Origin of the sequence: Sphingobium rhizovicinum, from assembly GCF_042647625.1 — a bacterium.
In the GTDB taxonomy this organism is placed as follows: domain Bacteria; phylum Pseudomonadota; class Alphaproteobacteria; order Sphingomonadales; family Sphingomonadaceae; genus Sphingobium; species Sphingobium rhizovicinum.
The window spans coordinates 2,192,413-2,211,723 of record NZ_JBHRVU010000004.1 but is presented as its reverse complement, the minus strand read 5'-3'; the positions used below and the strand labels follow the sequence as shown (position 1 = coordinate 2,211,723).

The 19,311-nt window shown below is 64.0% G+C and carries 16 protein-coding genes; 6 read left to right on the top strand and 10 right to left on the bottom strand.

Annotation, left to right across the window (positions count from 1 at the left end):
• The first annotated feature begins 31 nt into the window (after nucleotides 1-31).
• From ACFOKF_RS11855 to hpxZ, 3 genes are read left to right on the top strand one after another with little or no spacing between them, the layout of a single operon-like run.
• Nucleotides 32-1,213, top strand: coding sequence for a pyridoxal-phosphate-dependent aminotransferase family protein (locus ACFOKF_RS11855; RefSeq protein WP_380797765.1), 1,182 nt, complete (start codon nucleotides 32-34; stop codon nucleotides 1,211-1,213).
• Nucleotides 1,210-2,085: an allantoinase PuuE gene (gene puuE / locus ACFOKF_RS11850; protein WP_380795829.1), complete on the top strand. Its 876-nt coding sequence runs from the start codon at nucleotides 1,210-1,212 to the stop codon at nucleotides 2,083-2,085. The genes ACFOKF_RS11855 and puuE overlap by 4 nt, the downstream gene beginning before the upstream one ends.
• Nucleotides 2,082-2,462: an oxalurate catabolism protein HpxZ gene (gene hpxZ / locus ACFOKF_RS11845; protein ID WP_380795830.1), complete on the top strand. Its 381-nt coding sequence runs from the start codon at nucleotides 2,082-2,084 to the stop codon at nucleotides 2,460-2,462. Before puuE ends, hpxZ begins: the two co-directional genes overlap by 4 nt.
• A gap of 72 nt (nucleotides 2,463-2,534) precedes the next feature.
• On the opposite strand, the gene ACFOKF_RS11840 is transcribed toward hpxZ, so the two are convergent.
• The 5 genes from ACFOKF_RS11840 to ACFOKF_RS11820 all read right to left on the bottom strand — a co-directional run bounded on the left by ACFOKF_RS11840 (nucleotide 2,535) and on the right by ACFOKF_RS11820 (nucleotide 10,387).
• Nucleotides 2,535-3,923 (bottom strand): uracil-xanthine permease family protein, encoded by a 1,389-nt coding sequence (locus tag ACFOKF_RS11840; protein WP_380795853.1) that lies wholly within the window; start codon nucleotides 3,921-3,923, stop codon nucleotides 2,535-2,537.
• Nucleotides 3,920-5,026, bottom strand: a complete 1,107-nt coding sequence (locus tag ACFOKF_RS11835; protein WP_380795851.1) for a purine nucleoside permease — start codon at nucleotides 5,024-5,026, stop codon at nucleotides 3,920-3,922. Before ACFOKF_RS11835 ends, ACFOKF_RS11840 begins: the two co-directional genes overlap by 4 nt.
• A 62-nt stretch (nucleotides 5,027-5,088) precedes the next feature.
• Nucleotides 5,089-7,569 (bottom strand): TonB-dependent siderophore receptor, encoded by a 2,481-nt coding sequence (locus ACFOKF_RS11830; protein WP_380795850.1) that lies wholly within the window; start codon nucleotides 7,567-7,569, stop codon nucleotides 5,089-5,091.
• Between the two features lie 188 nt (nucleotides 7,570-7,757).
• Entirely contained in the window at nucleotides 7,758-9,287 is a 1,530-nt protein-coding gene (locus ACFOKF_RS11825; protein WP_380795849.1) for an adenosine deaminase family protein, read from the bottom strand.
• Nucleotides 9,284-10,387: a purine nucleoside permease gene (locus ACFOKF_RS11820; protein ID WP_380795847.1), complete on the bottom strand. Its 1,104-nt coding sequence runs from the start codon at nucleotides 10,385-10,387 to the stop codon at nucleotides 9,284-9,286. The genes ACFOKF_RS11825 and ACFOKF_RS11820 overlap by 4 nt, the downstream gene beginning before the upstream one ends.
• A 132-nt stretch (nucleotides 10,388-10,519) precedes the next feature.
• Here ACFOKF_RS11820 and ACFOKF_RS11815 point away from each other — a divergent pair, with 132 nt between their 5' ends.
• The 3 genes from ACFOKF_RS11815 (at nucleotide 10,520) to ACFOKF_RS11805 (ending at nucleotide 12,676) form a co-directional block, all read left to right on the top strand.
• Nucleotides 10,520-11,452: a LysR family transcriptional regulator gene (locus ACFOKF_RS11815; RefSeq protein WP_380795846.1), complete on the top strand. Its 933-nt coding sequence runs from the start codon at nucleotides 10,520-10,522 to the stop codon at nucleotides 11,450-11,452.
• Between the two features lie 85 nt (nucleotides 11,453-11,537).
• The gene (locus tag ACFOKF_RS11810) at nucleotides 11,538-12,068 is read left to right on the top strand and encodes a phosphoribosyltransferase (protein WP_380795845.1); all 531 of its coding nucleotides are present in this window, start codon (nucleotides 11,538-11,540) and stop codon (nucleotides 12,066-12,068) included.
• Nucleotides 12,069-12,097: 29 nt separating this feature from the next.
• Complete coding sequence (locus tag ACFOKF_RS11805; RefSeq protein ID WP_298397725.1) at nucleotides 12,098-12,676, top strand: LOG family protein; 579 nt, start codon at nucleotides 12,098-12,100, stop codon at nucleotides 12,674-12,676.
• Nucleotide 12,677: 1 nt separating this feature from the next.
• Here ACFOKF_RS11805 and ACFOKF_RS11800 read toward each other — a convergent pair whose 3' ends face one another.
• From ACFOKF_RS11800 to xdhA, 5 genes are read right to left on the bottom strand one after another with little or no spacing between them, the layout of a single operon-like run.
• Nucleotides 12,678-13,373, bottom strand: a complete 696-nt coding sequence (locus ACFOKF_RS11800; protein ID WP_380795843.1) for an HAD family hydrolase — start codon at nucleotides 13,371-13,373, stop codon at nucleotides 12,678-12,680.
• Between the two features lie 13 nt (nucleotides 13,374-13,386).
• Complete coding sequence (gene guaD, locus ACFOKF_RS11795; protein ID WP_380795841.1) at nucleotides 13,387-14,664, bottom strand: guanine deaminase; 1,278 nt, start codon at nucleotides 14,662-14,664, stop codon at nucleotides 13,387-13,389.
• The gene (xdhC, locus tag ACFOKF_RS11790; RefSeq protein WP_380795840.1) at nucleotides 14,661-15,581 is read right to left on the bottom strand and encodes a xanthine dehydrogenase accessory protein XdhC; all 921 of its coding nucleotides are present in this window, start codon (nucleotides 15,579-15,581) and stop codon (nucleotides 14,661-14,663) included. Before xdhC ends, guaD begins: the two co-directional genes overlap by 4 nt.
• On the bottom strand, nucleotides 15,578-17,887 hold the full coding sequence (gene xdhB, locus ACFOKF_RS11785; protein ID WP_380795839.1) for a xanthine dehydrogenase molybdopterin binding subunit: 2,310 nt from the start codon (nucleotides 17,885-17,887) through the stop codon (nucleotides 15,578-15,580). Before xdhB ends, xdhC begins: the two co-directional genes overlap by 4 nt.
• A complete protein-coding gene (xdhA, locus tag ACFOKF_RS11780) occupies nucleotides 17,880-19,310 on the bottom strand; it encodes a xanthine dehydrogenase small subunit (protein ID WP_380795837.1) in 1,431 nt (476 codons plus the stop codon). The genes xdhB and xdhA overlap by 8 nt, the downstream gene beginning before the upstream one ends.
• Nucleotide 19,311: the final 1 nt, after the last annotated feature.

Genomic DNA, 19,311 nt, shown 5'->3' with positions numbered 1-19,311 from the left:
TGGCGAGATCGATCCGCCCCAGCGGCTGCTGATGGGGCCGGGACCGGTCAACGCCCACCCCCGGGTGCTGCGCGCCATGTCGGCCGATCTGCTGGGCCAGTTCGATCCCGAGATGACCGGCTATATGAACCAGGTCATGGCGCTCTATCGCCCGATTTTCGGCACGCATAATCGCTGGACCATGCTGGTGGACGGCACCGCGCGCGCGGGGATAGAGGCGGCGCTGGTCAGCCTGGTCGCGCCGGGCGACACGGTGCTGGTGGTGAACTTCGGCCGGTTCGGGCTGCTGCTGGGCGAGATATTGGGCCGCATCGGCGCGGTGATCGAGACGGTCGACGCGCCCTGGGGCGAGGTCGTGCCGCTGGACGCCATCGCCGCCGCCATCGAACGGACCGCGCCCAAAGTGGTCGCCACCATCCATGGCGATACCTCCACCACCATGGCGCAGCCGCTCGATGGGCTGGGCGATCTCTGCCATGCGGCGGGCGCTCTGCTCTATGTCGATGCGACCGCGACGATCGGGGGCATGGAACTGGCCAGCGACCGCTGGGGCGCGGACATCGTTACCGGCGGCCTGCAAAAATGCCTGGGCGGCCCTTCCGGATCGGCCCCCATCACCATTTCCGATCGCGCGGCCGACCATATCTTCACCCGCCGCCATACCGAAGCGGGCATCCGCGCCCCCGGCATGGTCGATGGCAGCGGCCCGCGCATCGGCTCCAACTATTTCGATCTCGCCATGATCATGGATTATTGGAGCGAGAAGCGGCTCAACCATCATACCGAGGCGACCTCGATGCTCTATGCCGCGCGCGAATGCGCCCGGATCATGCTGGGCGAAGGGCTGGAGGCGCGCTATGCCCGCCATGCCGCCGCCAGCCGGGCGATGAGCGCCGGGCTGCGCGCCATGGGTCTCACCCTCTTTGGCGAGGATGCCCATCGCATGACCAATGTGACCGGCGTCTATATTCCCGAGGGCGTGGATGGCGATCGGGTGCGCACCGCGATGCGCGAGACGTTCGAGATCGAGATCGGCACCGCCTTCGGTCCGCTCGCCGGGCGCATCTGGCGGATCGGGGCGATGGGTTATAACGCCATGCAGCACAAGATATTGATCACGCTGGGCGCACTGGAAGCCTGCCTGCGGATGGAAGGCTATCGCCTGCCTGCGGGCGCGGCGGTGACGGCGGCGATAGAGGCGTGGCGCGCATGAGCGATCCCCGTGATCTGATCGGCTATGGCCAAACCCCGCCCGATCCGCGCTGGCCCGGCGGGGCCAGGATCGCCGTGCAGTTTGTCGTCAACTATGAGGAAGGGGCGGAGAACAGCGTCCTCAATGGCGACAAGGGGTCCGAAGCCTTCCTGTCCGAAATGGTCGGCGCGCACAGCCATCCTGATCGGGCGATGGCGATGGAGAGCCTCTATGAATATGGCGGCCGCGCCGGCTTCTGGCGGCTGCACCGGCTCTTCACCGATCGCGGCCTGCCGGTCACGGTCTTCGGCGTCGCCAACGCCATGGCGATGAACCCGCAGGCGGTTGAGGCGATGCTGGCCGCCGATTGGGAGATCGCCAGCCACGGCCTCAAATGGATCGACTATCAAAGCGTGCCCGAAGACGTCGAGCGGGATCATATCGCGCAGGCGATCGCGCTGCACGAAAAGCTGACCGGCAGCCGGCCGCTCGGCTGGTATCAGGGCCGCACATCGCCCAACACGGCGCGCCTGATCCGCGAGGAAGGCGGCTTTACCTATGACGCCGACAGCTATGCCGACGATCTGCCTTATTATCATCAGGGCCAGCTGATCGTCCCTTACACGCTCGACGCCAACGATATGAAGATGGTGGCCTATAACGGCTTTACCGAGGGCGAGCAGTTCTTCCGCTATCTGCGCGATACGTTCGACCAGCTGGCGCAAGAAGGCGGGCGGATGATGTCGGTCGGCCTGCATGGCCGCATCGCCGGGCGTCCCGGCCGCGCCCGCGCGCTCGCCCGGTTCCTCGATCATGTCACCGTCAGCGGCGACGCCTGGGTCGCGCGCCGCATCGACATCGCCCGCCATTGGATGGAGGTTCACCCGCTATGAAAATCGACGACCCCGATCTGCTTGCCGAAATGACCGCGGCCTTCGCCGAATATGAGCGCGCGCTGATGGAGGATGACATCCCGGCCATGGACGCGCTGTTCCACGACGCGCCCACCACCAACCGCTATGGCGTGGGCGAGGTGCTCTACGGCATCGACGCCATCCGCGCCTTCCGCAAGGGCCGCGGCGGATCCCCCCAGCGCACCCTCGGCAAGGTCGCCATCACCATATATGGCGACAATTTCGCGACGGCCGACGCAGAGTTCTTCCGCAACAACAACGACCGCCGTGGTCGCCAAACCCAAAGCTGGGTCAAGTTCCCCGATGGATGGAAGGTCGTCTCAGCCCATGTATCCCTCGAGGGAAACACACATTGAGCGCGCTGTTCGAACATAGCCCCTGGATCGAGGCGCGCGCCAACGCGCGACCGTCATCTGACGGACCGTAAGTCATTTTGCGTCAGCATGGCGGCCGGGCACCAGCAGGTTGAGGATGACCGCAATCAGCGCGGCGGGCAGCACGCCTGACGACAGGATGATGCGCGCGGCTTCAGGCAGGTGGGAAAGGGCGGCAGGCTCCAATTCCAGCCCGATGCCCGCCGACAGCGCCAGGCCGAAGATCATCATGTTGCGCTGGGTCCATTCCACCGCCTGCAACATCGATAACGCGGCGGATGCGACCATGCCGAACATTAGGATGACGCCCCCGCCCAATACCTCGATTGGCACGGTGGTGATCGCTGCGCCGACCTTGGGCAGCAGGCCGCAGAGGATCAGGAACAGCGCGCCGATCGTCACGACATGGCGGCTGACGACGCCGGTCATGGCGATCAGGCCGACATTCTGGCTGAAACTGGTATTGGGCATCGCTCCGAACAGCGCGCCAAAGGCCGTGCCGACCCCGTCCGCCGCCGTCGCGCCGATCAGTTCGCTGTCGCGCGCCGGGCGGCCGATATTGCCTTCGCATATGGCGGACACATCGGCGATGGATTCGATCGCGGAGATGAATCCCATCAGGCAAAAGCCGAATATGGCGGAGGCGGAGAGGGCAAAGCCGAAATGAAACGGATCGGGCAGCATGATCAGATCGGCTGATGCGACCGCCGCCATCGATACGCGCCCCATGGCGATCGCCACGGCATAGCCGGCGAGCAGGCCCAGAAGCACCGATGCCGTCGACCACATACCGCGCCCGAAGAAGCTGAGGCCCAGCGTCGTGACGATGACTACGCCGGCCAGCAACCAGCTTGCGCCCGCGCCATAGGCTGGCGTGCCCTGCGTCGCGACGCCGCCGGCGGCATATTGGATGCCCACCCGCATCAGCGACAGGGCGATCATCAACACCACCAGTCCCGTCACCATCGGTGGCAGGGCGAAGCGGATGCGGCCGACGAACATGCTGAGGACGCTGTGAAACAGCCCACCGCACAGCGCGGCCGCCGTCAGTTCGGCCATCGCCTCCACCCCGCGTCCGGAACAGATGGGGATGATGACGGGGAGAAAGGCGAAACTGGTGCCCTGCACCAGCGGCAGGCGTGCGCCGACGGGGCCGACGCCCACCGTCTGGAGCAGGGTGGCGACGCCCGCAAACAGCATCGCCATCTGGATCATGTAGATGAGCGCGCTCGGATCCGCCGATCCATAGCCGAAACCGGCCGCGCCCGCGATGATGATCGCCGGTGTGATGTTGCTGACGAACATCGCCAGCACATGCTGAATGCCCAGCGGGATGGCGATGGCCAGGCCAGGAAAATGATCGGGATCGCGCGCCTGCGCCGTCGTGATTCCCCCGGGCGGCGAGGGGAGGGCATCGGTCAAGGCAATCGGCGCGGCGGTCATTGCGGCGGTGCCTTCTCGTAACGGTCCCAATGGCCCAGCAATTCGTCGACTACCTTCGATCCCACCAGATACAGGCTTTCGAGCGAGGCGCGCATGCCGGAATAGCCTTCATTCTCGCGCATCAGATTGTCGGCGGCGGACACGCCATCGGGCGGCATGGAATAATTGCTGCCCGACCGCAGCACCATCACCCGGTCCATCTTCGCCCGGCCGACCCGGTCGAGATAGGTCATGGCCTGAAGCGTGCCGGTTTCCTCCATGGCGGAGGTGACGAACTCGCCCTTGCCGCTGGTGGCATAACGGGCATAGTCGTTGGCCCACTGGTTCATCAGCTTGCCATGCCAGAAGGTCATGGCCGAAAACTGGTCGCCGATCAGGACGAAGGGCGGCTTTTGCGCATTGGGATAGCCGCTATAGCTCGCGCGCTCCTTCTGGATGCCGGCGTCGTCGGGAATGGGCGTGTCCCTGGTCAGCGCGAAAGCCCAGTCGGCCAACTTGGGATTGAGTGCGAAGACCCGGCCTTCGGTGATGGGCGGACTTTTGTCATGCGGACCATTTTTGTCGAGCGGGAAGAAACCCGACGGCCAGTCCTTCGGGATTTCCCGCGCATCGACTTCATGAACCAGATCGCCATCCACGCTGTAGCGGGCCCAGGCAGCCGACCCGATCGATGCGTCTTCCGGGTCGATCCCGGCTATGCCCGCCACCAGCCAATAGGATTTGGACAGATCGAAGCGCGGGTCGAGGCCCAGCGCCATGGTCGCGGTAGCGGATCGGGCGGTGCCCACGCCCGTCACCATCGCCAATATCTGGCTGTCCGGGTTGTAATGGAGATCATGATAGCCCTGCGGGAAGGGAATACGCGTGTCGAGTTTGCGCCTTTCCTTCCAGAGCTGAAATTCGCCCGGCGCATCGCCGCTGTCCGCGCCGATTTCGAACATGGTGACGATAACCATGCGGACAGGCAGGGGGCTGGCGCAGGGGGTTGTCGGCGCGCAGGCCAGCGCTGCTTCGACATTGGGAACGGCGGCGGAGGCCGTATTGACGCCGGCCAGACAGGCGCAGGCGATCAAGAGCAGGCGACGGAATGGGGAGAGAAACAAGCAGCAACCTTCCGATAAAAAGAAAGGGGGAGCGCAGCATCGCCGCGCTCCCCCGAAGCAGATCAGAATTTATAGACGACCGACGCCTGGAAGCTGCGCGGCCGTTCCGGCAGGACGATGGTGCTGCCGAACAATTCGGTGAAGTTGGCGCGGAAATATTTCTCGTTGGTGGCGTTTTTGACCACCAGCCGGAACAGCATCGGCCCGGTTTCGAACGAAGCGCTGATGTCCGCCGTGGTGTAGGCGGGCAGCTTCACCGCCTGGCTCTGACCCGAATAAACAGAGTCGACATGGACGACGCTGCCCGACAGGGCGAGGCCGAAGTCGAAGGCGTAGGTCGCCGTCGCCGAGAACATATTTTCGGGAATACCCGCGCGCTTGGAGTCGCTCTTGCTGTTAATCGGCACCAGACCGATCGGCTGGCCGCCCAGATAGAGGGTCGGGTCGGTAACATTGACCAGATCGTCGATGCCGAAGAAGCTGAACAGCGTGCCGTCATGCAGCGCGGTCAGATTATAGACATTGGTGTGGGTGTAGGCGCCGGTGATCAGCAGATGCTTGTCCACCGCCCAGCGCATTTCCGCTTCCAGCCCCTTGGTTTCGACCGACTGGTTCACCGTGATCGACTGGACATTATAGTCGGTGCGCTTCTGTTTGTAGACCGACACGGCGGCATAGAGCGTGTTGTCCAGCCAGCTGCCCTTGATGCCGCCTTCATAGAGTTTCGAGGCGGAAATATAGGTGCCGGCCAACACGTCGGTCGGATAGATTTCCGCGCCCTGACCGGCGATGACGGTCGATTGCTTGGCGATCGTGCCATAAGGGACGAGGCCGAAGGGCAGCTTGTAATTGGCGCTGGCCGACCAGGACCATGCCCCCTTGCTGCCGCTGGCATTGTTGTTGCGCGGATCGGGATCGGGCGCTTCCAGCTTCGACACGATGTTGGTCGCCTTGACGTCCAGATGGTCGTAGCGGGCGCCCAGCGTCACATCCAGGCCGAAGGCGAAGTCGAGATCGGCCAGGCCCGCAAAGGCGAGGTCGGTATAATGGCCGACGACATTGTTGGTGTAATCGCAATCGCATTCGGTCGACAACAGACGGTCGGACAGCGCGTCATAACCGACGGTCAGGTCGACGCGGTGGAAATATTCATAGTTGAAGTCGTCGCCATGCTTGAAGCTGGTGTAGCGGACCGAGGGCGATAGCTGGAACGCGAATTTGCCCACGTCGCTTTCGAACGTCTTGGACGCGACGATCTTGTCCTCGACCACCCAACTGTCATGGAATTGCGAGAAGCCATAGGCGTTTTCGTTGAGGTTCTTGTAGCTGTCGTAGAAGGCCTGGTTCTTCAGCTCAAAGCCGCTGTCCGATGTGAAGATCGTATCGAAATAGAGCGTGGTGCCCTTGTTGTTGAGCTTGTCGTCCTTGCCGGTCAGCGTGTCACGGCGGCTCAATTTGGTGGTGCCGGTGTTGACCAGGTTCATCGCGTTATAGGGGGAGCCGGTGAAGCAGGCGTCGGTGATCGACGCGGCAAATACGCCGCCGCCGCACTGGAATCCACCGAACACCGCAAAGCCGCCGGGGATGACCGAACTGAATTCCTGTTGCGACAATTGGCCATCGCCATTGGTGTCGAGCGGCTTGGCCTGGCCGGTGATATAGGTGCCATTGTCGACCAGGTCCTGCGTCAGGCGGTTCCAGCCGCCATTTTGCTGGCCCTTGAAATTCTGATACTGGCCGCCCCATTCGATGCGGACATGATCGCTGAGGTCGGTGTCGAACGCACCCTGCAACACATATTGCTTGGTGCCCATGTTGCGATAATAGCTGCCATCATCTTCATATTGGCCGAACAGGCTGTAGCCGAATTCCTGCTCGCCAATCTTGAGCGGGCCGGACACCTCGCCCTTGAAGATGTTCATGTCCCAGCTGCCACGGGTGTAGCTGAGTTCGCCCGACGCCTTGTCGCGCAGCTTGCCGTCGGCGACGCGCGCGGACTTCGGCACGAAGTTCATATAGCCGCCGGTCTTGGATGGGCCATAGATGGGCGATGCCGGGCCGCGGACGATGTCGATGCGGTCCGATGCGGCGATCGGAGTGGGATAATTGCCCGGATTGTCGAGCCGGCGCATGCCCCGGAAGTAGACTTCGCCGGGCGTGCCGCGAATGTCGAGCGCGCCGCCGACGCCAAAGAAGCTGTTGGTGAAGGTGCCGGGAGCCTGCGCCACCAGATCATAAATGTCGGTGATGCCGAAGCGTTCGATCTGTTCCTTGGAGATGGTCGAGGCGGAGCGCGGCGTTTCCAGGATCGTCTTGTCGAAGCCGAAGATGGAGCCGACATTCTTGACCGGCAGCGCGTCCAGCGCGCCGGTGACGACGATGTCGGCCGGCGCATCCACGGCGTCGGCGGGTTCGGGCGCCTGCGCCTGCGCAACGGAACTGAGCGCCGTGCAGGAGAGAAGCGCGAGGCCGAGCGCGATGCTCCGCTTATGCTGCGCCGCAACTTTACGCGAACGACGGTAAAAAGGCAGATAATTCGCCATCTTATAACCCCCTTTTAAAGGCGGCGAAGCGCAAAACCCCACAGCTCCGCCAGCCGGTTTCCCTGCTGTCTGCCTCTCCCATGACAAATTGAAATGCTGCGATGCATCATGCTAATATTGTTGGCGCATCACCGCAAAGAAAATGTCTTATTCTTTTCTGCTATCTCTCATTGTCGCGCCATAACTGCTCAAGGTCTTGCCATATTGATCAGGGATGGAGCGGTAACATCTTCAAACTGCTTGAAATCTTCTTCCAGTTTTAGCTGGAGCGCCGCCTTCGGGCTGCGTTTCGCCAGGGCGCGGCACTCAGGCGTAGTCAGCGTGCCGGCGCAGGGGGCGACGAGGGGGCCAATCCGCCCATCGAGCCAGAGGCTTTCACCCGCGATGAACGCCTGCTCCAGGCTGGTGCGCGCCATCTCCTTGAGGTCGGCATAGGACAGGCCCTGCTCGCGCGCGGCGCGCAGATATTCGTTGGTCATGTCGGTGCGCAATATGCCCTGATCGTCGGTCGACAGCATCACCGGCACACCCATGCGCCGATACAGGCGCAGGGGATGGGCATCGCCCTTCACGCCCAATATGACATCATTGCTGCTAAGGTTGATTTCCACGCTAATATGGTCGCGCGCCATGCGCTGCATCGTTGTGGCGGCGTGATCCTCATAGGCGATAGCGGTGCCATGGCCGATCCGTTCGGCGCCGGCGTCGATCGCCTTGGCAATATGGTCGCGCAGCGCGGCGGGCGGGACCAGGCCGAACGCCAGTTCGCCGGCATGCAGCGTGCGATGCACGCGGGGATGGCGCTGCCGCAGGAAGCGGATCATCGCCATGTGCAGATCATAATCGCGCAGCGCGATCACCCAGTCTTCAGGCTGGACGATGTTGATGCCGACATAGCGCGGATCGCGATCCGCCAGCGCAAAGGCCAGGATCAGCGAGGTGAAGGCTTGCGTCGGCGGCAGGTCGCGCCATCCCCAGGCAAGATAGCGGATAGTGACGCCGCACCCCGGATCGGGCCGCGCGCCGTCGCAGGCCAATGTCTTACGCGCCGCCGCTTCATGGGCGTCCAGTTCGGCGATGGCGCGATCGATGATCGGCTTGGCGTCGCGCATCGTGCGATCGTAAAAGGCGGCAAGACTGCTGGCGTCGAGCGGCGTGGTGGCCGCGCCGAGCGTCGCAGCGATCAGCGCGGCGGGATTGTGGGTCAGTTCGACATAGGCGACCCGATCCCCCGCCGCGACCTGTCGTGCTACAACCATGCTGCCCGCTTCGGTGTTCGGCGCCTCTGGCCCGAACCGTTCGAAGCTAGAGAAAAATTGGGTATGTCCCGACGCGTCATTGGTGCCCACGCCGCGTTGCAGCCCACGTGTCGACATGGCGTCGATCAGCTTGCCAAAGGCAAAGGGTGCGCGCTCGCCCAAATATCTTAGCCGCCGATCATCGGGGCAGGGCGGAGCGACGATCGCTGTGCCGCCTTCATCGACGCACAGGTCGGCATCGGCCGCCCAGCGCAGATAATCTTCGGCATAGGGCGTGCCGCCCAGATGATTATGCAGGTCGCCGCCCTTGGGCATGGCCTTCAGGAAAACGCGCAGCGCCGGCGGATTGTCCAGCAGCCTGTTGAATAGGGCGGACGCCGTCGCCTCGCCCGACTGCGCCTGCGCAGCTACAGGCGATAGAGCCGCCAGAGAGGTGAAGAGAGCAAGGCCGGGCTTCACTGAGGCTCGGCTCCTGGCACCTGATCCTTGTAGACGTCCCAGTGGCTTAGCAATTCATGCACCACCGGCACGCCGACGCGATAATTGGCTTCGAATGCGGCGATCTGGCCAGCGCCTTCATCGGCCACGCTTTCCACGGCGGAGCGGCCGGGCGGGGGCATGGAAGGATTGCTGCCGGTGCGCAGCACCAGCACGCGTGCAGGATCGACTAGCCCCTGCTTCGCCGCGATCGCCATCGCGCCGGCCAGCGACTGGCTTTCCATATTGGTCATGGCGAAGCGGCCCTTGCCGCCGGTCCACAGCTTCACCCAATCGCGCGCCCATTGGGTGCGGCCGGGGCCATGCCAGTAGCGTACCGATCCCAGCGTCTCGCCCATCAGCACGAAAGGCGGCTTTTGCGCGTTCGGATAGCCTTTCCACGCAGCGCGCGCCTTTTGCAGGGCCGGGCTGTCGGGAATGACCACATCCTTGGTGCGGTCATAGGCCCATTGCGCCAGGCTCTGGTTCAACTTGACCGACATGGCCAGCTTGCCCGTATCGGTGAAGCCGGCGAAGCTTTCGGTATTGGCGGGCAGTTTGTTGGGGGCGTCCGCGCCGATGGCGAACAGGCCATAGGGCCAGTCTTTCGCCACTTCGCGATCGTCAAATTCGCGCAGTGTGTCGCCCTGCACCACCCAGCGCGACCAGGCCGCGCTGCCGACCGAAGCCAGTTCGGGGTCGACGCCGGAAATGCCGGTGAACAGCCAATAGGTCTTGCTGAAATCGAAGCGCGGATCGAGCAGCAGGCTCATCAATTGTTCGGCCACGCCACCCAGCATCGTGTCCGGGCTGCCCCAGCACATGCCGTAAAGCCCGTCAGCGTTGCGCCGCAACGGATGCAGCGCCCCCTTTATCGGGATCACTTCGTCCAGCTTCTCGCGCTCTGCCCAGAACTGGAATTCGCCCGGCGCATCGCCCTTGTCCTCGCCCGGTTCGAAATTGGCGACGACGATGACCTTCACTGGGATCGGTTTGACAGCGGGCAGGGCAGGAACGGGCGGCTCGGCGGCAAAGCTGCCGATTGGAGCCAGGAGCGCTGCCGAGGCGAAGGCGGCCAGCACTGTGCTCGTCCGAAACCCTCTGCCCATCTATGCCCGCGCCCCCAAATTTCCTTGCGGTGCGAGTAAGGACTTGACCTGTTGCGATCAAACGCAATGAATTAGACAGAGCGTTGCAAAAAATAGAGAGCGTCCATGCCGGCATTTTCGCGATTCCTGCGTTACTTCATGGCGGTCGGTCGGCTGGGTTCCATCCGCAAGGCGGCGGATGAACTGAATATCTCCGCTTCCGCGATCGACCGGCAGATTTTGAATGTCGAAGCGGACATCGGCATGCCGCTGTTCGAACGGCTGCCGACCGGCCTGCGGTTGACCGCCGCGGGGGAAATCATGATGGCGGCCGGCACGCGCTGGCAGAAAAATCTGACGGATGTGCGCGCCCAGATCGAGGATTTGCGGGGGCTGAAGCGCGGTCATGTCGATATTGCGATCATCGACGCGCTGGCCAAAGGCTATATCCCCAACGCCATTCGCGCGATCCAGAGCCGCTATCCGGGCATTACGATTGGTGTCCGGGTGCTGGAAAATGACAAGGTGCGTCAGGCGATCGCGGACGGGGAAGTCGATTTCGGCATATTGTTCGAACCGCAATCCTATCGCGACCTGACGGTGCGTTCCTTTGTCGAGGTGGTTCTGGGCTTCCTCACGCCTGCCGGCCATCCCTTTGGCGACCGGCGCGAGGCGCGCTTTTCCGCCTGCGCCGGATCGCCGCTGATCGTGCCTGCCGAACCGCTGGCGGTGTGCCAGCAGATTGCCGTGCTGGAAGGAACGACCGGACTTCAGATCGACCGCACCGTGACGTCGGACAATATCCAGATGATCACGTCGCTGGTGTTGCAGGGCGTTGGGATCGGCATTCTCACATCGCTCGACGTCATTACCGAAGTGCAGCGCGGCCTCCTGTCCTTCACCCGCATTTCCGATACGGTATTGCGGCCGATGACGCTGGCGCTGTGCACCGCGACGGCGCGCACATCCTCCTATGCGGCGGGCATCGTCCTAGGCGAGATTGAGAGCGGCTTCGCGCAACTCAGCTATCCCGCGTCGATCGAGCGGAACGACATCTGATCCGCGCCAGCGCCGATTGCCCCCTTGGCCCCGGCAGGATAATCGGCATGTTTATCTCAATTTCCGCCAACTGGATTCGCTTTTCATGAGCAACACCGAACAACCCGAACTTTTCTATATCGCCTATGACGCCTTCCTTGCTGATGTGCAGACGGTTGCGCGGCAGGTCGGCAGCGGCGACTGGACGCCCGACTTCATCATCGGCATCGGGCGCGGCGGACTGGTGCCGGCGGTCTATATCTCGCATCAATTGAAGCTGCCCATGCTCTCGATTGACCATAGCAGCAAGGTGCCGGGTTTTGCCGACGAATTGCTGGGCAAGGTCGCGGCCAAGAGCGCGGCGGGCGTGAAGCTGCTGTTCGTGGATGACATCAACGACAGCGGCGGCACGATCGACTATATCCGCCGCCTGCTGGCCGACAATGGCTGCGCCCAGGACAATCTGCGCTTCGCGGTGCTGATGAACAACAGCCGGTCACGCCAGACGGTGGATTATTGGGCGAGCATGATCGACCGCGACAGCGACAAGCGCTGGTTCGTCTTCCCCTGGGAATCGGTCGGCGCGAACGACGACATTGTCGAAGAAGCCCTGTCCGTGCCTGAGAGGCTGTCCTGAGCATGGAGGCTCTTGGCCGCGACGGGCGGATGCGGATTTGCGTGTTCCTGGGTTCCTCGCCGGGCCGCTCGCCCGTCTATCGCGAGGCGGCGGAAGCGTTCGGCACCTTGTTGGCGAAGCGGGGCATCGGCCTTGTCTATGGCGGCGGCACGGTTGGCCTGATGGGCGTGGTGGCCGATGCGGCCTGCGCTGCGGGCGGGGAAGTGATCGGTGTGATCCCCGAAGCGCTGCGCGCGCGCGAGCATGATCATCAGGGCATCAGCGAACTCCACGTCGTGCAGACCATGCATGAGCGCAAGGCGCTGATGGCGAAGCTGGCCGACGGGTTCGTGACCCTGCCGGGCGGCATCGGCACATTCGAGGAAATGTTCGAAGCCTGGTGCTGGTCGCAGCTTGGCTATCATGCCAAGCCGGTCGGCATGCTGGACGTCAACGGCTTCTACAGCGGCATGTCGGGTTTCATCGACCATGTCGTGGCCGAAGGTTTTCTGAAGCCCGAGCATCGCGCGATGCTGCTGGTGGAAAAAGACCCGGAGGTGATGCTGGACCGGATCGCCCAGTATCTACCGCCGCGCACCGAACATTGGCTGGGCGACAACGACGTCTGATTCAGGCGATCGACCGGACCCAGTCGGGCAGGTCACCCAGCCGGTCGAGCAGGCGGAAATGGGCATGGCCTTCGGGCACATGGCCCATTTCATGCGCCCACGCGCCTTCCTGCGGGATATAGGCGGCCCAGGCGCCGGCCTCCAGCGCGGGGTTGATGTCCGAACGCAGCGAGTCGCCCGCCATCACCGCTTCCTGCGCCGCGACGCCATATTGGGCGAAGATGCGGGTGAAGGTTTCGGGCTTCTTGTCGCTGACGATTTCGATCCCGCTGAACAGATCGCCCAGCCCAGAGGCGGCCAGCTTGCTTTCCTGATGCAGCAGGTCGCCCTTCGTCACCAGCACCAGCCGGCCGAGTTCGGACAGGGTTTCGAGCGTTTCATATACGTCGTCGAACAGTTCGACCGGATGAGCGAGCAGGGTCCGCCCGGCGGCAAGAATGTCCGCGATCAGCGATTTGGACAGATGATCGCCGGCCAGCTCCACTGCCGTCTCGATCATCGACAGGGTAAAGCCCTTGGCGCCATAGCCATAGAGTTTCAGGTTGCGCGTTTCGCAGGTGATCAGCCGTTCGCGCGTGACATGATCGTCGGCGAAGGGCTGGAGCATCGCCACCAGCGCTTCTTCGGTCGCGTTGAAATGGCGCATATTGTGCCAGAGCGTATCGTCGGCATCCAGGCAGATGAGCTTGATCGTCATAATCTTTCCATCATCAACACGCCGCCCGTTCGCCCATGACATAGGTGCTTGCGATCGCCCGGTCGTCACCCAATATTTGCAACGCAAAAAGCCGTTCGGCAAGGTCCGCGCCGGCGGTTCTGCGCGCCAGCAGCGGCGTGGCGGCCGGGTTCAGCACAACGAAATCGGCTTCCTGTCCCGGCATCAGCCCACCCACCTTGTCTGCGATATGCAGCAGCGCCGCGCTGCCCGCGGTGGCGAGGTGGAGGGCCCGGAACGGATCGAGCCGATGCCCGCGCATCAACCCGGCCTGATAGGCGACACCAGCCGTATGCAGCATCGAAAAGCTGGTGCCTGCGCCGACATCGGTGCCAAGGCCCAGCTTCAGCCCATGCCGCGCCGCCTGCGTAAAATCGAAGAAGCCTGATCCCAGAAACAGGTTGGACGTCGGGCAGACCGCGACCCCTGCGCCGCTTTCATGCATGCGTGCGCAGGCGCGATCGGACAGATGGATGCCATGGGCAAAGACGGATCGGTCGCCGACCAGGCCAAAGCGATCATAGGCGTCGAGATAGTCGGCCGCCTGGGTGAAGCGGGCCGCGACTTCCGCGCATTCCCGCTCATTTTCCGCCAGATGGGTGTGCATCAGCACATCGGGATGATCGACCAGCAATTGTCCCGCGGCCTGCAACTGCTCTTCCGACGATGTCAGCGCAAAGCGCGGCGTCACGGCATAGCCCAGACGCGCCTTGCCGCGCCAATAGCGGATCAGCGCATCGCTCTGGGCGCGCGCGCTATCCACAGTGTCCGCCAGACCATCGGGACCAAGGTCCATCAGCACCTTGCCGGAGATGATCCGCATGTTGCGGTCCAGTGCCGCCTCGAACAGCGCGTCGACCGAATGGGCGTGGACGGTGGGGAAGACCAGCGCGCTGGTGGTGCCGTTACGCAGCAATTCGTCCAGAAACAGCCCGGCGACATGATCGGCATGGGCGCGATCGGCGAACGCCTTTTCCGCCGGGAAGATATGCCGGTCCAGCCAGTCGAGCAACTGTTCGCCATGGGAGGCGATCCGGTCCATCTGCGGATAATGGATATGGGCGTCGATGAAGCCCGGTACGATCAGTCCCGGCAGCATGTCGACCGGAACATCCCCATAGCGCGGCGCGAGAGCGGCATAAGCGCCGCGATCGATGATGATGCCATCTTCGACTACCAGCATCCCGTCCGGGTCGTGGCGCACCGCCTGCGGGTCGGTCAACGGATCATGGGGAACGGACACTATTTCACCGCGAAAGGCCCGGACGGTCATGGGCGCTCCAGTTGCAAGAGTTGGGCGAGGGCGGCGATGGCGATGACGTCCGGCTCCTTGCCGGTGACGCCGGCGACGCCGATCGGACAGGTCAGGCGCGCGCGCGCCGCTTCGGATAGGCCGTCGCGCTCCAGCCGGCTGTGAAAGCGCGCGCGTTTGGTCTGCGATCCGATCAGGCCCACGAAGGCGATCGGACCACGCGCCAGCGTGGCGCGCGTGAGATGATAGTCCAGCCCATGGTCATGGGTCAGGATCAGCATCGCCGCATCATCGGGCGCTTCGGCGACGCATTGGGTGATCGCATCCTCCGGCACGATGGCGACGCCGTCGATCGTCTCGAACAGCGGTCGGGTGTCGAACCAGGCGAGGCGGAAAGGTAGCGGCTGAGTATGGCGGGCGATCGCCTGCCCGACATGGCCCGCGCCGAACAGATAGAGCGGGCGACGACGCTGGCCGATAATTTCGGCAAAGACCATGCCTTCGCGTGGACGATCGCCCCGCGCCGACAAAGCGGTCGGCGCGGCCTGCGCGCTGACATGCCGATTGATCCCGCCGGCGGTCAGGGTGGACACCAGCACCCGTTCTTCGGCTGCATCGGTCAGCCAGTCGAGCGAGGCCGGATCGACATGTTCGATCAGCAACCGCACCCGCCCGCCGCAACATTGGCCAAGTAACGGGCCGAGCGGATAATCCTGAACCCGCCAATGGCCCGGCGGCAAATCCAATATGGCGCGCGCCTGCTCTATCGCCCGATGCTCCAGCTGACCGCCGCCGATCGTACCGAACAGCCGGTCGGCGCTGACCAGCATGCGCGTGCCCGCGCCACGCGGAGCCGATCCCTCGCTCGCCAGCACGCTGACCAGCGCGGCGGGTTCCTGCGTCGCGACGTCCGTGATCCATGTCAGCCATTCGCTCATGCTGCGCGGTTGCTCGCAATCGCGCGCAATATGCGTTCGGGCGTGGCCGGCGCGTCGAGCGCGGGCAGGGCGCGCTTGTTCGGTGCGGTCGCGGCAATCGCCTGATTGAGCGCAGAAAAAACCGAATTGGCCAGCATGAAGGGCGGCTCGCCCACGGCCTTGGACCGGTTGATGGTCGGTTGCACATTCTCTCCATCCCACAGGCGGATGGACAGATGGCGGGGCCGGTCCGACGCGGTCGGGATCTTGTAGGTGGCGGGGGAGTGGGTCAGCAGCCGGCCCTTGTCGTCCCACACCAGCTCCTCGGTGGTCAGCCAGCCCTGTCCTTGCAGGAAGCCGCCCTCGATCTGGCCGATGTCGATGACGGGGTTCAGCGATTTGCCGACATCATGCAATATATCGACCGCCAGCACCTTATGCTCGCCGGTCAGCGTATCGATCGCGACTTCCGCCACCGCCGCGCCATAGGCGAAATAATAGAATGGCCGCCCCTTATGCGCGGCGCGGTCATAGGCGATGTCGGGCGTCGCATAATAGCCGGTCGAGGATAGCGAGATGCGCCCCATATGCGCCTTGCGCGCGAGCGCGCCGAAGTCGATCTGTTCGGGGCCGACCTGCACGCCGTCCGGCGTGAAATGAACGGCCTCCTCCGCACAGCCGAAGCTGCGCGCGGCAAAGGCGGTCAATCGATCCCGGATCGTCATCGCCGCATTATAGGCGGCCATGCCATTGAGGTCCGCGCCAGACGATGCGGCCGTGGCGGAGGTGTTGGGCACCTTGTCGGTGCGAGTCGCGGTGATACGCACCTGCCCGACCGGTACGGCAAATACATCGGCCACCACCTGCGCCACCTTGATATACAGGCCCTGGCCCATTTCGGTGCCGCCATGATTGATCTGGATGCTGCCATCGGCATAAACATGGACCAGCGCACCCGCCTGATTGAGGTGAGTGGTGGTGAAGCTGATGCCAAAGCGCACCGGGGTCAGCGCAATGCCTTTCTTGAGCACCGGATTGGCTGCATTGAAGGCGGCGATCGCCTCCCGCCGCGCATCATAACGGGCATCGGCGCGCAGCCGCGCGATCAGTTGCGGCGCAATATCGTCCGTAATCGTCATGCCATAAGGGGTGACGTCGCGACCGGGACCATAAAGATTGGCGATGCGGACGCTGAGCGGATCGACGCCCAGATGCGCGGCGACATCGTCCATGATCCGCTCGATCGCCAGCATGCCCTGCGGCCCGCCAAATCCGCGAAAGGCGGTGGCGGACACCATATGGGTCTTCAGCCGTTCCGACGCGATCGTGATAGCAGGCAGATAATAGCAATTATCGGCATGGAACATCGCCCGATCGTTGATTGCAGGCGACAGGTCCACGGTCGCGCCACAGCGGGAGGCGAGGCGAAGCTTGAGAGCGAGAACATGCCCCTGGCCGTCAAAACCCGCCTCATAATCGACGCGGAAATCATGGCGCTTGCCGGTCATCACCATGTCGTCGTCGCGGTCGCAGCGGAACTTGGCCGGGCGTCCGGTCTTGTGCGCGACCAGCGCGGCGGCTGCGGCGAAGAGGGCGGCCTGCGTTTCCTTGCCGCCGAATGCGCCGCCCATGCGCCGCACCTCCACCGTCACATCGGCAGAACTGCGGTGGAGCATATGGGCGACCAGATGCTGCACTTCGCTGGGATGCTGGGTGGAAGAGAGGACATGCATCTGCCCATCCTCGCCCGGTGTCGCGACCGCGACCTGCCCCTCCAGATAGAAATGATCCTGACCGCCCATGTCGAAACCGCCGGCCAGGCGCAGCGGTGCGGCGTCCAGCGCCGCATCAGCATCGCCGCGCGCCATATGCTGGGTCGGTTCGATCAAAGAGGCGGCGGCGCGCGCCTGTTCGACGCTCAGATGCGCGGGGAGGGGATCATAGTCGATCTTGCCGAGGCGTGCCGCCTGCCGCGCGGCGCGCTGGCTGGTGGCCGCGATCAGGAAAATGGGTTGCCCCACGAACAGCACCTCGCCGTCGGCCAGCAATCGGTCGTCGCCCGCGACGGGACTGACGTCATTGGCGCCGGGAATGTCGGCGGCGGTATAGACCGCCACTACGCCCGGCGCGGCGCGCACGGCCGACAGGTCGATCGCGGTGATGCGCGCATGGGCCTGGCTGCTCTGCCCGAAGGCAAGGTGCAGCATGGCTGCCGGTTCGGGCAGGTCGTCGGCATAGCGGGCGAGGCCGCTGACATGCAGCGGCGCGCTGTCATGCGGATTGGACGGCTTGGCCAGCGCTGGCCAGACGGGATCGCGCTCAGCCATGTTCCGCCTCCAGCGCCAGCAGCGACACGGCCGCGCCGGCTTCCCGGTGCCACAGTCGCCGGAACAGGCTGGCCGCCGCTTCGATGCGGTAGGCGGCGCTGCCGCGCACATCGCTCAGCGGACTATAATCCTCGTTCAGGGCCGCAATGGCGCTGTCGATGGCGGCTTCGCTGAAAGGCTGGCCGATCAATGCGGCCTCGCACGTTGCAGCACGGCGGGGCGTGGCCGCCATGCCGCCAAAGGCGACGCGCGTGTCCGCGATCCGACCGCCCTCCATGCGCAGCATGATCGCGCCGCACACTGCCGAAATATCGCTGTCGAACCGCCGCGACAACTTGCCGATCAGGATGATGTCGGTCGGTGCCGGACGGGGCACATGGATGCTTTCCATGAACTCGAACGGACGGCGATCCTGCTGGCCATAGGCCAGGAAATACTCCTCCAGCGGCATCGTCCGCCGCCCCATGGCGCTGCGCAGAGTCAGCGTCGCGCCTAGTGCGATCAGCGCCGGTGGACCGTCGCCGATCGGGGATCCGTTGGCGATGTTGCCGCCAACCGTGCCGGCATTGCGCACCTGCAACCCGCCGATCCGCCGCACCAGTTCGCCCATATCCGGGTGCAGACGGGCAAAGGCGGCATGGGCGTCGGCGTAACGCACCCCGGCGCCAATGGTCAGGCCATCCCGGTTTTCGGTCATCTGCTGCAATTCGGGGATGCCGCCGATGAAGATCAGCGTTTCCAGCGTGCGCAGCCCCTTCGTCACCCACAGGCCAACGTCGGTCGCCCCCGCCACCAGCCGCGCGTCGGGATGTTTCGCCAGCAAATCGGCCAGCGCCTCGACGGTGCGGGGGATGAACCAGCGCCGGTCGCCATACTGGCCCGACACCGTTTCATCTGACGCCAGTCTTTCCAATGCTGCGATCGTTGCGGCATCGTCGTGCGACAGCGACGGCACCTTTTCGGCCGCCTCCAATATTGGGCCATAGCCGGTGCAACGGCACAAATTGCCCGCCAGCACATCGCCGACCGGCAATTCATGCCCGCGCGCGCCGATGCAGCGGCCATGCAGCGACATGACGAAGCCAGGCGTGCAGAAACCGCATTGCGAACTGCCATTGGCCGCCATGCAGGATTGCAGGGGATTGAGCGCTTTCTCCGGCCCCAGACTTTCGACCGTCATCAGCGCCTTGCCATGCAGCATCGGCAGGAACAGGATGCAGGCATTGACCGCGCGCCAGTCGATCGCGTCGCCTGTCAGTTCGCCGATCAGCACGGTGCAGGCGCCGCAATCGCCCTCGGCACAGCCTTCCTTGGTGCCGGTGCGCCCCATGCGATAGCGCAGATGGTCCAGCAGCGTGGCCGTCGGATCGACATCCGCAATCTCGACGATCGCGCCATCCAGCAGAAAATGAACGCCGCTCATC

Excerpts from the sequence above, each read along its gene's own strand:
- ACFOKF_RS11855 (WP_380797765.1), top strand. The coding sequence starts at position 32 with ATGGGGCCGGGACCGGTCAACGCCCACCCCCGGGTGCTGCGCGCCATG.
- puuE (WP_380795829.1), top strand. The coding sequence starts at position 1,210 with ATGAGCGATCCCCGTGATCTGATCGGCTATGGCCAAACCCCGCCCGAT.
- hpxZ (WP_380795830.1), top strand. The coding sequence starts at position 2,082 with ATGAAAATCGACGACCCCGATCTGCTTGCCGAAATGACCGCGGCCTTC.
- ACFOKF_RS11840 (WP_380795853.1), bottom strand. The coding sequence starts at position 3,923 with ATGACCGCCGCGCCGATTGCCTTGACCGATGCCCTCCCCTCGCCGCCC.
- ACFOKF_RS11830 (WP_380795850.1), bottom strand. The coding sequence starts at position 7,569 with ATGGCGAATTATCTGCCTTTTTACCGTCGTTCGCGTAAAGTTGCGGCG.
- ACFOKF_RS11815 (WP_380795846.1), top strand. The coding sequence starts at position 10,520 with ATGCCGGCATTTTCGCGATTCCTGCGTTACTTCATGGCGGTCGGTCGG.
- ACFOKF_RS11810 (WP_380795845.1), top strand. The coding sequence starts at position 11,538 with ATGAGCAACACCGAACAACCCGAACTTTTCTATATCGCCTATGACGCC.
- ACFOKF_RS11805 (WP_298397725.1), top strand. The coding sequence starts at position 12,098 with ATGCGGATTTGCGTGTTCCTGGGTTCCTCGCCGGGCCGCTCGCCCGTC.
- ACFOKF_RS11800 (WP_380795843.1), bottom strand. The coding sequence starts at position 13,373 with ATGACGATCAAGCTCATCTGCCTGGATGCCGACGATACGCTCTGGCAC.
- guaD (WP_380795841.1), bottom strand. The coding sequence starts at position 14,664 with ATGACCGTCCGGGCCTTTCGCGGTGAAATAGTGTCCGTTCCCCATGAT.
- xdhC (WP_380795840.1), bottom strand. The coding sequence starts at position 15,581 with ATGAGCGAATGGCTGACATGGATCACGGACGTCGCGACGCAGGAACCC.
- xdhB (WP_380795839.1), bottom strand. The coding sequence starts at position 17,887 with ATGGCTGAGCGCGATCCCGTCTGGCCAGCGCTGGCCAAGCCGTCCAAT.
- xdhA (WP_380795837.1), bottom strand. The coding sequence starts at position 19,310 with ATGAGCGGCGTTCATTTTCTGCTGGATGGCGCGATCGTCGAGATTGCG.